Origin of the sequence: Sphaerisporangium album, assembly GCF_003323745.1 — a bacterium.
Lineage (GTDB): Bacteria > Actinomycetota > Actinomycetes > Streptosporangiales > Streptosporangiaceae > Sphaerisporangium > Sphaerisporangium album.
Genome location: NZ_QOIL01000007.1, coordinates 335,681 through 348,234 on the forward strand (window position 1 = coordinate 335,681; position 12,554 = coordinate 348,234).

Below are 12,554 nucleotides of genomic sequence, written 5' to 3' on the forward strand. Positions count from 1 at the left end.
ACCAGATTGGGGCTCCGATGAGATGGAGCACGCTGCTTCTCGACAACGCGTCCCTCTCCGACCTCACCAAGGTGCCGACCCGCGACATCCTGGTCCACGCGGATGTCCTGGCCGCGCGCCGCACCACCCCGCGTGAGCTGTACCGCCGGTGGGAGACACAGCAGTGGGCCGCCGAACGGGTCGAGCTCGGACCCGACCACGACGACTGGGCGAACCGGCTCGGCGACCGGGCCAAGGCGTGGCTCACCGAACTCATCCACACCTTCATCGTCGGCGAGTACACCGGCCTGGACCTGCTGGCGCCCATCATGGCCGGGGCGCCCGACGAGGACAGCATGGTCTTCCTGGCCTCCCAGGCCGCCGACGAGGCCCGTCACACCCGGCTGATGCTGCGCATAGGGGAAGAGGTGCTCGGGCTCGATCCCGACCCCCGGCGGATGGTCGGGCAATCCTGGTCCGCGCTCACGCCCACCAACCGGCGTCTCAGCGGGATCGAGGCCCGCCTCGTCGGCGACCTGCTGGCCCGTCCGTCCCACTACGCCACGTGGGTACGGGCGGTGACCCACTTCCACCTGGTCACCGAGGGGGCCCTGGCGGTCACCGGCCAGATCAACCTCATCCGGCTGATCCGCCAGAAGGACTCCCTGTCCGGCATCGAGGCCGGGTTCGTCGCGATGACCAGGGACGAGTCCAGGCACGTGTCGTTCGGCCTGCACGCGCTGCGCACGGCGATCCTCGAAGGCCACCGGGACGACGTCCAGGAAGTGCTCGAAGAGGTGGTTCCCGTGGCGGTCCGCGTGGACCAGGTGGACAACCCCACCGCCGTCCAGGAACGGCGGTTCCGGGCCGGGGCCCGCCAGTACCTGCGCCGCCTCGACCGCGCCATGCGCCGGATCGGGCTCGACGACGGCTTCGTCGACCACGTGGTCGCCCGGGCGGCGCCCGACTCCGCCGCCCACCGGTGACGAGACACCCTCACGCCCTGGAGCACCCGCAGTGAAGCCAGACGGACCCTCGCGACTCGACCTGATGGCGATCGACGTCATCCTGCGCCGCAGAGACGATCTGCGGCGGATCCTGCTGGAGGTGGCCACGCACGCCGCCGCCGAGGACGAGATCCACCGCTCCGTGCGCGCGCTCGCGGGAGCGCGCTGGGAGACCATCCGCAACAGGCCCCCGCACATCGGCTCGCTGGCCGTCTTCATGCCGTCCAACAACGTCCTGTACTCGTACGTGCTCTACGCGCTGATTCCGGCCCTCTATACCGGCTCGGTCACCTTCCGTCCCTCCAGCAGGGTGGAGAAGGTGACCGAGGCCGTCCACCGGCTGCTGTCGGAGGACCCGATCATGCCGAACCCCTTCCCGGTCGACATGGCCCCGGTCTCGCAACGCCGCTTCCTGAGCGACTGCCGCACCGCCGACGCGATGGTGTTCTGCGGCCGGCCGGAGAACGCGCGCTCGGTGTCGCGGGCGGTCGGCCCCGCGACGCTGCTGCTGACCTTCGGCTCGGGCCCCAACCCGGTCGTGGTGGGCCCGGACGCGGACCTTTCGCGCGTCGTGCCCGACCTGCTGTCCACCCGCCTCTACAACTCCGGCCAGGACTGCCTCAGCCCGGACGTGATCTTCGTCCACCGCAGCCTCGCCGGGCCGCTGACCGAGCGGCTCGACGCCGCGCTGGCCCGGCTGGCGGCGGGAGAGCGGCAGGATCCGCGGGCCGAGGTCAGCCCGCTGGTCTACCGCGACGCCGTACAGGGCGCCGCCGCGTTCTTCGCCGCGTCACCGGCCTCGGACGTCGTCCGGGGCGGCGGCACCGACATCGCCACCGGATGGGTGGAACCGACCCTGCTGTTCCGCGAGTGGGACGCCACCTTCCACCCGCCGGAGTTCTTCGCTCCCGTGTTCTGCGTCATGGAGTACGAGAGCCTCCGGCAGGTCGGCGACTGGCTCGACAGCCCCGAGGAGCGCGGCCGCGGCATGTACGTGTCCCTGTACGGCATGCCCGCCGAGACCGGACGGCTCATGGGGACGAGCGTCGTCCTCCGCGACCGCACCACGTTCGACGCCGAGGACGGCAACAGGCCCTTCGGCGGGTACGGCGCCGACGCGAGCAGCGTCCACGCGTCCGGCCGCTCACACGCCCGCCCACTGCTCCTCTCGGCGGAACTCGCCCGCCGGGCCGTCTGAGAGGCGTCCGATGCCCGGCGATCCCCTGACGGAACCCCCGTCGACGGAGCTCCAGTTGACCGAGCCCCCATCGGCGCAACCCCCGTCTACGCAGCCCCCGTCGACGGAGCTTCAGTCGACGGAGCCACGGTCACCCCTCGTGGCCTCCGCTCCGTACACCGGCGAGAGTTCCGCGCGGTTGCTCTCCCTGTCCCGGGCGGTCTCCTTGGTGCTCCGCGACGCGTTCGCGGCCCTGCCGGACGACCTGCGGCGCGACGCCCCGCTGGTCTTGGCGGCGCGCGACTACTGCGCGTGGGCCGTCGCCCGGTACATCCGGTGCCACGACGATCCTGCGTACCGGCTGCGCCCCTTCGACGCGGTGCGGCTGGAGCCGGCCGAGCTGATCCGGCCCTACGCCGCCGAGAGCGGCTGGCGGGGTAGCTGCTACGTGGCCGACGACGACCTCCCCGGCACGCGCGGCCGGGCACTGGTGACCGAGCATCTGCTCCGAGCCCACGGCGGTCTGGTGACCTGCGAGCTGCGCGCCCTGGCCGACCTCGGCCTCGACGATCCGGGCTTCCGGATCAGCGCCGTCGCGCTGCCCATCCCGGCCACCGGGGCGGCCATATCGCCCACCCGAGCAGAGGAGATCCCATGACGGCGGCGGCGATCACCGGCCTGGGCCTCGTATCCCCCTACGGGCACGGCACGGAGGTCTTCTGGCAGAAGCTGCTGACCGGCGACCCGGTCACCGAGCCGTCACCGACCTCCCCGGCCACCGCCGGTGAGCCCGTGGCCCGGGTGCCCCCCGCCGGAGAGACCGGTGCCACCCCTCGCAAGCAGACCTGGGCCCGAGAGGCGCTCGCCGAGGCCCTCCGGGCGGCCGGGCGGGCCGAGCTGCCCCCGACCGCCCTCCTCGTCATCGCCGGGTCGACGCCCTGCCTTCCCCACCCCACCTCACCCCACGCCGCCTCGCCCCTCCCCGACGAGGTCTCCGGCCCGGACCTGCGCGACTACTTCGGCGGCGCCCGCGTCTACGTCACCCACGCGTGCGCCTCCGCCGCCTTCGCCATGGCACTGGCCCAGCAATGCGTCACCGGGGGGACGGCCGACATCGTGGCCGTCGTCGGCGCGTCCGTCCTCAACCCGTACGACTACAGCTCCATGGACGTTGTGAGGGCGGTCAGCCCGACCGGAGCCCGGCCGTTCGACACGACCCGGGACGGCATCACGGTCGGCGAGGGCGCGGGCGCCGTGATCCTCGAACCGGCCGGCGGGCGCCGCCGGGGACCGTTGCTGGCCGGGGCGAGCTGTCGCGTCGGCGGCGGCTCCGCGAGCGCATCCGACGACGAGACCATCGCCGCGTGCATGAGAGACGCGCTGGCGCAGGGCCGGGAGCGGTCGCGCGTCCACCCGGGACGGCTCGGCTACGTCCACGCCCACGCCACGGGCACGCCACAGGGAGACGCGGCCGAGCTGCTGGCCCTGGAGGGCGTCGCCCGGGAGCTGGGCATCCACGATCTGCCCTCCGGCTCGCACAAGGGCGCGATCGGGCACCTCCTGCACTCGTCGGCGTTCCCCGGCCTGGTGGCGGCGGTCAACGCCCTCCGGGACGGCATCGCGCCGCCCACCGCCGGACTGGAGACACCCGAGCCCACCGAGCGCGTCCACCTCCTGCGACGTCCCCACCGGATCGCCCGGGACTCGACGGCCCTGGTGAACGGCTTCGGATTCGGCGGCAGCAACGCCTCCCTGCTGATCGCCCCCTCCTAGAACCCGCCCGACGCGGCACGTCCCTGGGCCCCGGACATCATCCGGGCCCTGGACGCGGGCCGATCCGGCGGACGCTCCTGTGGTGGTGCGGCCAATTAGGATAATCGGCCGACACAGGAGGTCAGATGGGCGAAATCAGCGCTCCACGCGTTTTCATTTCCTATGCACCCGATTCCACGGAGCACGAGGAATCGGTGCGCAATCTCTGGATCTTCCTGCGCTGCCATGGTATCGATGCCCGCATCGACCTCCCCGGGGCCGACGGCCGGCAGGACTGGCCCACATGGACACGGGACCGCCTCAACGACGCGGATTTCGTCCTCGTCATCGCCTCAGACAGCTATAAACGCCGGGCCGAGCACCTCGTGGAAAGCGGCGCAGACGACGGCCCGCGATGGGCCGCCCACCACATCCGCGACGCGTTCCGCCAGAACGACAAAAGCACGCCGCTCAAGTACCTACCGGTTCTGTTACCCGGACATTCGGCCGACGAAATACCGGAGTTCCTCAGCACCGCCTCATCCACCCCCTACGAGCTCACCGATTTCACCGCCCGGGGAACCGAAAAGCTCATGCGAACCCTGACGGCCCCTTCCCCGCGAAGCGACCCCTCAGCGGGCGGAACCCGTCCGCTTGCGCCATTGGGCCACGAACTGGTCCTCGCCGTCACGGTGGAGGACGGCCGGGTCACCTGCGAGGCGACGCTGGCCGGCGCCGTCCTGGGCCACCACGGCGCGGACCTCCCCTTCGGCGCCGACGCCCTCGCCCGCGCGATGGACGCCCCGCCGCGCGTGGCCGAGGAGCGGCTGATCGACGCGGGACGCGCGCTGACCGCCGCGCTCCTCACCGAGGACACCACCCGCCACATCGCCAAGCTCCTGCACGACTCCCGCTTCGGCACGGTGGTCGACGTCGTCCTCGACGTCGACGGCCCCGCCTCCGCACTGCCGTACGAACTCCTGCGCCTCCCCGGCGGCCGCCTGCTCGCCACCGTCCCAGGAGTCCGCGTCCGACGCCGCGTCACCACCACCCCGAACCGGACCGTGCCACCGCTCCCAGGCCCGCTGAAGATCCTCGTGGCCCTGGCACCACCCTCCGGGAACGACTCACGCGACACAGAGGCACGGACGCGGGCCGTTCTGGACGCCGTCGCCGACCTGCGGGGCACGGGCGCGGGTGAGGTGCGGATCCTGCGGGACGCCGGCCCGCGTGCGATCGCCGCGGCCCTGCGCGCCGACCGCTACCACGTCCTGCACCTCTCCGCCCCCGGGAAGTCGTCCGAAGGCCCGCTGCGCGCCGAACACCTGATGACGGCGCTGGACCACGGCCTCCCGCCCCTCATCGTGATCTCCGGATACGCGGCGGCCGTGCCCTCCGAGCAGGGCGGCGACGCGCCGGCCGTGACACTGATCCGCCACGGCGCCGACCGCGTCCTCGCGATGCAGGCGCCGGTCACCGGCAGATACGCCACCGTGCTCACCACACGCTTCTACACCGCCCTGGCCGCCGGCGCGGCCCTCACCCCCGCCGCGGCGCTGGCCGACGCCCGCAACCACCTCGAACAGGAACGCATGCACCTGACCCGCGCCGACCCGGACAACCCCCCACCACCGGAGTACGCCGTCGCGACCCTCCTGTCCTCCGGCCCCGACCTCCCCCTGATCGACCCAGCGCCACCGCCGGTTCCCGCCCCCCACGGGTTGCCATCCCTCAAGAGCGGCCAAACGGAGCCCCACATCCGACATGCGTTCGAGTGATCTGGCGTGCACTGTGAGCGAGAACAGGTGTTCGCAGTTCGGAGGGTCCTCCGGCTAAGGGGCGATGGGGGTGAGGTCGCCGCCCGCGTGGACCGCCGGGAGCGCGGGGCAGCCGTTCTCGCGGGCCGCGCGGCGGGCCAGGCCGGGGGTCGCGCCCGTGCCGGCGACGCGGCCCTCGTGGACGGCGACCCAGGGTTCGGCCCGGGGTGGTGCGGCCAGCGCGGCCGTCAGCGCCGGGTCAGGGATGGGGCCGGTCGCGGCACGTGCCGACCGCGGCCGTCCGGGGGTGCCACCGGCCGGAGCCGGGGGTCGTCCGCGTTCCCGGGCTCGGAGCTCGCGGTGGCCGGTGCCGCGCCAGAAGAGGTACTGCGCGACGACCACGGGGCCGAGGATGGTGAGCAGCGGCACGCCCTCGTCCAGGACGCCCTCGACGAACAGGGCGGAGACCACGGCGGTGACGGTGACGCCGGCCAGGGCGGCGACCAGGCCGGCGGGGCGGCCGAACGAGCGGCCCGCGACCAGCGGGAACAGCACCAGCATCATCAGGTCGCCGAGCCCGATGGCCACCGGGGAAGCTCCGTGGTCGAGGGCGAGGAGCGGCGCGAACGGCAGCCCCCGCACGTCGGTGAGGAACCGGGTCATCATCGTGGTGCCCACGGTGGCGATCAGGTCGTAGACGGTGAGCAGCGCCGCGAAGAGCGCGACGTGACCGGCGCGCATGCCGCTCTGCGCCCAGAGGGTGGTGACGGCGACGACCCCGATCACCAGCAGGACGTCGGTCAGGACGGTGACCGCCACGGCCGCGCCGGCGAACGCCGCCGCCGCGGTGGCCAGGCAGAGCACCCCCGACACCGCCCACGCCCGGCCGCCTCCGATGACGGGGGCCAGGGCCAGGTGGGCCGCGGACAGCAGGACCAGCCCGAACACGCCTGCGACCACGGGCCCGGGCAGGTGGAGGTAGGTGAGCGGCGCCAGCACCACGACGACGAAGACGACGACCATGTCGGGGTAGGTGTACGTGCCGACCGGCGGGCGCGGCAACCGGTACCGCGCGCAGTAGGCGACGGCCACCGCGATCAGCACGGCGACCAGGACGACGAGGGCCGCGGAGACAAGCGGCGAAGGTCCGGTCATGGTCACACTCCGGCAGGTGCGGCGGACGGGCGCCGTCAGGGGTGGGCGGGGACGGCGGCGGGGGTGGTCCGCGGGAAGACGGTGGGCGTGGGGTGGTGGTCGAAGGAGTGTTCTCTGAGGTCGGCCCGCAGTGGCGGGGTGGGGGGCATGGTGGCCGGGTCCTCGTGGAGGATGATCCCCCCCAGCGGGAGGGCGAGGGCGGCGGCGTCCTCCAGGCGGGCGAGCAGGCGGGGAGAACGGTGCCGGGCCAGGACGTGCAGGACGGGGCCGCCCGGCTCCTCGACGAGGGCGTACCGGGCGGGGAGCGCGACGTCCGGCTCGGCGTCCAGGATCTCGAGTACCTGCCGGTGTGGCACCTCCAGACTCACCGGCCCGCCGTAGCGGCCCAGGATGTCCGAGGTCGCCGGGATCGCGGCCAGCTCGCACGTGGGCGGTGCGGCGAGGGTGCGGACCAGGTCTCCGGTGACGTAGCGCAGGAGCAGGGTGCACTCCCGGTACGGCAGCAGGGGAGTCAGGACCACGGTGCCGGTCTCGCCGGGGGCGACGGGGCGGTACGTCACCGGGTCGAGGACCTCCACATGGGCGAACTCGGCGCTGTGGTGCAGGTGCCGGGCGGAGCAGAGCCGCGCGCCCGCGGGCATCCCCTCGGTCAGCACGTATCCGGTCTCGGGTTCTACGCCGAACGCCCGCCGCGCGCGCAGGCGCAGCGCGTCGCTGAGCACCTCGCCGCCGGCCTGCAGGGACACCAGCCCGAAGTCGGCCGGGCGCCAGCCGCCGCGCTCGGCCGCGGAGACCAGGGCCGCGAGGTAGGACGTGTTCGCGGTCAGGTGGGTGATCTGGCGCGCCGGGCCCGGCAGCGGCAGCGGGGCGGCCAGCCGTTCGAGGGCCACCTCCGGGGCCAGGGTGCCGAGCTGCACGAACGTGGCGCCGACCGCCATCACCGCCGCGCTCACGCAGAGCACGGGGATGGTGCCCCGCGAGGACCCCGCGTACGCCACCACGTGCCCGGGGCGCAGGCGCTGGCCGAGCACCGCGGAGATCGTGTTCAGCGCGACCATCATGTCCACCTCACGCCGGCTGAGCCAGACGTGGGTCGGGGTTCCGCTGGTGCCGGTCGTGAGCGCGAGCAGCGCCGGGTCGACGCCGGACGCCACGAAGGCCGCCGGCATGCCGCGCAGCGCCGCCTTCGGGGTGACCGGAAGCTCGGTCCAGGAGTCCAGGGTCAGGTCGTGGGGCCGAACGCCGAGGCCGGCGAACATGGCCTGGTAGTACGCGGTGCGGGTGGCGGCGCGCCGTGCGGTCCGCCGCAACGCCCGGGTCAGCACGGTACGGCGCACGTCCGGATCGATCGGACCCTGCTGGCCGGGCAGCAGCGCGGAGTCCTCGCCGGGCTCGCCGAACTCTCTGACCGTCGCCACCAGGTCGCGGGCGATGCGGGCGAGGCTCTCGACGGGCATCCGCTCGCCGCGCATCAGCCCGGCGGCGTACCGGAGTTGGTGGACGGCGCTGGCGAACATCCGCTGCTCCTCCGTGGGTCAAGGCATGGTCGAGGTGTGGTGAGGTGTGGCCGAGGCATGGCCGTCGCGGGGGTGGAGGGTGCCGGGCCCGGGGCCGCTGGGCGCGGCCCCGGGCGGCCGGGGATCAGGTGCTGAAGACGAACATGGCGCTGGCGAGGGTGCTGAGCGCGTACTTGAAGTAGTGCTTGACCACGAAACTCCCCCCTTTCCGGATTGTCGGTATTCATTTCGCGCCACGCGTCGAGTGAGTCGCGTGGCCGTCGCGGCCCCCGACCGCTTTCCCCGTCGCCGGGGAAAGCCGCGTCGTCGGGCGCGTAATGGAACGCCGCATCGGCCGATGGGCATCGCGTCCCCGGACGGGCCGGAACCCGGCGTGCACCGGCCGGGCTCCATATGTCCACGTGCCGGGATGGTCCAGCGAAGTCCCTCCGGCCGGCCCCGATGAAGGCGTCCGATTCGCCGGCGACGTCGTACCGGCATCCACAGTGAATCACCGCAATCTCCGGCCCGATACAGATTCGATCTGGCTCGAAAGTGATTTACAGTGCCTCATGATTACCGTTAAGTTCAATATTTCTGGACTTGCTCGCACCAGGATCGCGCCCTCCCCGGCGTTCGAGATCACCTCCTGGCTGCGCCTGGCCGCCGCGAACCGGCGCCACCCGATCCTCGGCATGGCCGGCTCCGCCGCCCGGTACGCCTTACGCGACCCCGACGTGGCACTGGTCGCGGCCGTGATGCCGCCCGGTGCGCAGGGCTACGTCCTGGACATGCTGACGCCGCGCCCGGACGCGGGCCCGTGGCACCGCGTGCTCGCCGGACAGCTCGACGCCGTCAGCGAGACCCCCATCGAGAAGATCGCGGAACAGTTGCTGGAGGAGCGCTTCCCGGACGGCGACATGCCGGACGGCGTCCGCCGCGCCCTGGAGGACGGCGGCTTCGCCCGGCGGGCCGCCGACGGCCTGCGCCGTTTCTGGCTGACGGCCCTCGCCGACCAGCGCAAGGGACTGGAGGAGCGGCTGTCCGCCGACCTGGCTGCGCGGGCGCACCTGATGGCCACGTACGGCGTCGGCCACGTGCTGGAGTCCCTGCACCCCGACCTCGACTGGGCCCCGGAGGAGATGCGCATCGTCAAGCCGTACGACGGGGCCGGCGACCTGAGCGACAGCGAGCTGGTCCTGTCCCCGTCGCTGCTCGGATGGCCCAACCTGCACGTGCAGGTGTGCGACCCGCTGGACGCGTTCATGGCCTACCCGGTGAGCGCGACCGGCCCGGCGCCGAAGGCGGACACTGGGTTGTCGGGCCTGATCGGGACCAGCCGCGCCGCGATCCTGCGCGATCTGGCCGTCTCGCGCTCGACCACCGAGCTGAGCCGGCGCCACCGGCTGGCCCCCTCCACGGTGTCGTACCACCTGAGCGTGCTGCTGGAGGCCGACCTGGTGAGCCGCACGCGGCAGGGCCCCGTGGTGCGCTACCAGCGGACGCGGGCCGCGAACGCCCTGCTTCGCGACCGCCGCTGACCCCCGCGCCGAGGGCGCCCGCGCGGCTCAGGAGGCGTCACCGTGACCCGCCGGTCTCCCCGGAACCGGCCCGGCCGACGGCCGCCGCGTCGTACGCCGATGCCCTCCCGGAACCTCAGGTGGCCACCAAGGTGGAGGTGCCGGCCTCCACGGTTTACGAGACGCCGGTTTCCGGCGCGACCGCTAACCGCCGGCCATGGCGCCCACGATCAGAAATGGCTCGGCCCCTGTGGCGACCGGCTCGGGCAACGGGGTGTCCGGGAGTTCGTGGGACAGGTCCTGCTCGCAGGCGAAGAACCTCACGAACGCACGGCGCCGCTGAGTGACATGATCACGAATCGTGCCCCGCAGCATCGGATGGCGCGCCTCGAGCGCGTCGAGCACCGAGCGCTGCGTGACCTGGCCGGGAATGTGCAGTTCCACCTCGCCGTCGACTCGCGCGAGGGTCCGCAGATGTACCGGGAGCACGACACGGATCATGGCAGCGTCTGGACTTCGACGCTCAGGACCGCTGGAAGATCCCGGACGATGGGCGCCCAGTTGTTCCCGGCATCGGCCGAGGCGTACACCTGTCCACCGGTGGTGCCGAAGTAGACGCCGCACGGATCGAGCGCGTCGACGGCCATCGCATCCCGCAACACGTTGACGTAGCAGTCGCTTTGCGGCAGGCCCTGGGTGAGCGCCTCCCATTCGTTTCCGCCCGTCCGGCTGCGGTACACGCGCAGCTTTCCCTCAGGCGGGTAGTGCTCGGCATCGCTCTTGATCGGGACGACATAGACGGTGTCCGGCTCGTGCGCGTGCACCGCGATCGGGAAGCCGAAATCCGACGGCAGGTCGCCACTGACCTCGTGCCACGACTCGCCGCCGTCGTCACTGCGCATGACGTCCCAGTGCTTCTGCATGAACAGCACGCCGGGACGTGACGGGTGCATCGCGATGCGGTGCACGCAGTGGCCGACCTCGGCATCCGGATCGGGAATGCCGTCGGATCGCAGGCCCCGGTTGACCGGCCGCCAGGTCTTGCCGGCGTCGTCGGTCCGGAACACGCCCGCCGCCGAGATCGCGACGAAGATCCGCTCGGGATCGTGCGGATCCACGACGATCGTGTGCAGGCACATGCCACCGGCTCCCGGCTGCCAGGAAGGCCCCGAACCGTGACCACGAAGCCCGGACAGCTCCAGCCAGGTCCGTCCTCCGTCGGCCGAGCGGAACAGCGCGGCGTCCTCCACCCCGGCGTACACCAGGTCCGGATCGGTCAGTGACGGCTCCAGGTGCCAGACACGGGCGAACTCCCAGGGATGCGGCGTGCCGTCGTACCACTGATGAGTGCCGGGGACGCCGTCGTACTCGAACCGGTTGCCCACCGGTGCCCACGTCCTGCCGCCGTCGTCGGAACGCTGGATCACCTGTCCGAACCAGCCGCCGGACTGCGACGCGTACAGCCGCGACGGATCGGCGGGAGACCCGGCCAGATGGTAGATCTCCCAGCCGCCGAAATGAGGGCCGCTGACGTCCCACTGCTCGCGCTTGCCGTCCGCCGTCAGAATGAACGCGCCCTTGCGCGTGCCGACCAGTACCCGTACCCCAGTCAAAGATGCCCCTTTCCCGCCTTCGCGCCCGTCTTCGCAGACACGAGGGCCGTACTGCCGTTCACTCGGGCGGGTCGGCCGCCGCTGCTCCGCACCTCACGTATCCCCGGCTCCGGTCCGGAGAACCGCCCATACCCAGCGCGCCAACGCTACGACACCCGACCGACAAAAACTCGTCACCCGCTTCGGCGACGGCGGATTCGCCTCGCCGTCGCGGACCCTGCGCGCTTCGTCGCACGACTTTCTGCGATCCAGTCAATACTGGGCGTGTTCACTCCGGTACGAAAGGTCAAGAACGATGGTCGTGACATCACGAAGGACGCATCCTGAGCCCGCCGTCGGCCCGGAGCTAACGTCCCTACCTGACGGCAAGCCCGAGTCTCCCGCCGCTACTTCGGAAGCCCCGCCGACGGGCGGGGCCATCGTTGCGAGCGGTGAGCGGCAAGACGTCCACGCGGTCCCCGCCAGGAGGGCTCATAGCATGTTCGCGCCGACGCCCGAGACCGCGCACGAACCGCTGCCGAGCACTCCGCGAGAGCTCTTCGATGCGCTGCCGCCCCTTCCCCTCCGCACCGAGATCATCAACGGGAGAATGATCGTGAGCCCGATGGGCACCCCCGAGCACGCCGATGCCGCGATGAGCCTCTACCGGGCGCTACTGGCGGTCATCGTCCCCCATGGGTGGCGCGCGTACACCGGCAACGTGGACGTGTGCATCGACGGGCCCCGTGACCCGATCGTCCCGGACTTCGTGCTCGCGCCCGTGGACTGCCCACGCTGGGGTGATAGGGAGTTGCTGTCGTCAGGGTTGCTCATGGTGGCGGAGGTCGTATCGCCTAGCAGTGTTCGTGAGGACCGAGAGGACAAGCCGGACATCTAGGCGCGCGGGGGTGTGCCCGTGCTGCTGGTGATCGATCCTGAGGATGCGCTGGCCTCGGTGACCGTCCTCAGCGACCCCGAAAACGGCGTCTACCGAGCCCATTTCACCGTGATGCTGCAGGTCACAGGGTGGCGACAGATCCGTTGTCTTGATCGAGAAGTAAAGAAGCCTCTGGTAGAAGGGTTGTCGACCAAGATCAACCATCACCAGAGGCTCGCATG

At 72.0% G+C, this 12,554-nt stretch carries 12 protein-coding genes and 1 pseudogene; 9 read left to right on the forward strand and 4 right to left on the reverse strand.

The features are described from left to right. Window positions 1–17 precede the first annotated feature (17 nt). From DQ384_RS15410 to DQ384_RS15430, 6 genes and pseudogenes are all read left to right on the forward strand, one after another. Window positions 18–965: a ribonucleotide-diphosphate reductase subunit beta gene (locus DQ384_RS15410; protein ID WP_114029462.1), complete on the forward strand. Its 948-nt coding sequence runs from the start codon at window positions 18–20 to the stop codon at window positions 963–965. A 31-nt stretch (window positions 966–996) separates the two neighbouring features. Beyond that, a complete protein-coding gene (locus tag DQ384_RS15415) occupies window positions 997–2,184 on the forward strand; it encodes an aldehyde dehydrogenase family protein (RefSeq protein ID WP_147268785.1) in 1,188 nt (395 codons plus the stop codon). A 139-nt stretch (window positions 2,185–2,323) separates the two neighbouring features. Next, complete coding sequence (locus DQ384_RS15420) at window positions 2,324–2,821, forward strand: hypothetical protein (protein WP_114029464.1); 498 nt, start codon at window positions 2,324–2,326, stop codon at window positions 2,819–2,821. Continuing rightward, the gene (locus DQ384_RS43640) at window positions 2,818–3,936 is read left to right on the forward strand and encodes a beta-ketoacyl synthase N-terminal-like domain-containing protein (RefSeq protein WP_114029465.1); all 1,119 of its coding nucleotides are present in this window, start codon (window positions 2,818–2,820) and stop codon (window positions 3,934–3,936) included. Before DQ384_RS15420 ends, DQ384_RS43640 begins: the two co-directional genes overlap by 4 nt. Window positions 3,937–4,061: 125 nt before the next feature. Further along, window positions 4,062–4,469, forward strand: a pseudogene (locus DQ384_RS44165) (SEFIR domain-containing protein); the annotation flags it as partial. Between the two features lie 108 nt (window positions 4,470–4,577). Next, a complete protein-coding gene (locus DQ384_RS15430; protein WP_245966498.1) occupies window positions 4,578–5,693 on the forward strand; it encodes a CHAT domain-containing protein in 1,116 nt (371 codons plus the stop codon). A 54-nt stretch (window positions 5,694–5,747) separates the two neighbouring features. Here the strand turns inward: DQ384_RS15430 and DQ384_RS15435 are convergent, their stop codons facing one another. Continuing rightward, window positions 5,748–6,827, reverse strand: a complete 1,080-nt coding sequence (locus tag DQ384_RS15435; protein WP_114029467.1) for a hypothetical protein — start codon at window positions 6,825–6,827, stop codon at window positions 5,748–5,750. Between the two features lie 35 nt (window positions 6,828–6,862). Continuing rightward, window positions 6,863–8,344 (reverse strand): phenylacetate--CoA ligase family protein, encoded by a 1,482-nt coding sequence (locus DQ384_RS15440; RefSeq protein WP_114029468.1) that lies wholly within the window; start codon window positions 8,342–8,344, stop codon window positions 6,863–6,865. 551 nt (window positions 8,345–8,895) lie between these two features. Here DQ384_RS15440 and DQ384_RS15445 point away from each other — a divergent pair. After that, window positions 8,896–9,864, forward strand: a complete 969-nt coding sequence (locus tag DQ384_RS15445) for an ArsR/SmtB family transcription factor (protein ID WP_181871222.1) — start codon at window positions 8,896–8,898, stop codon at window positions 9,862–9,864. 183 nt (window positions 9,865–10,047) lie between these two features. Here DQ384_RS15445 and DQ384_RS15450 read toward each other — a convergent pair whose 3' ends face one another. Continuing rightward, complete coding sequence (locus tag DQ384_RS15450; protein WP_114029470.1) at window positions 10,048–10,344, reverse strand: MoaD/ThiS family protein; 297 nt, start codon at window positions 10,342–10,344, stop codon at window positions 10,048–10,050. After that, complete coding sequence (locus DQ384_RS15455; protein ID WP_114029471.1) at window positions 10,341–11,456, reverse strand: WD40/YVTN/BNR-like repeat-containing protein; 1,116 nt, start codon at window positions 11,454–11,456, stop codon at window positions 10,341–10,343. The genes DQ384_RS15450 and DQ384_RS15455 overlap by 4 nt, the downstream gene beginning before the upstream one ends. 478 nt (window positions 11,457–11,934) lie before the next feature. Here DQ384_RS15455 and DQ384_RS41265 point away from each other — a divergent pair, with 478 nt between their 5' ends. After that, window positions 11,935–12,333, forward strand: a complete 399-nt coding sequence (locus DQ384_RS41265; RefSeq protein ID WP_181871223.1) for a Uma2 family endonuclease — start codon at window positions 11,935–11,937, stop codon at window positions 12,331–12,333. 18 nt (window positions 12,334–12,351) lie between these two features. Next, on the forward strand, window positions 12,352–12,554 hold a 203-nt coding region (locus DQ384_RS40420; protein ID WP_147268786.1), incomplete at its 3' end, for a hypothetical protein.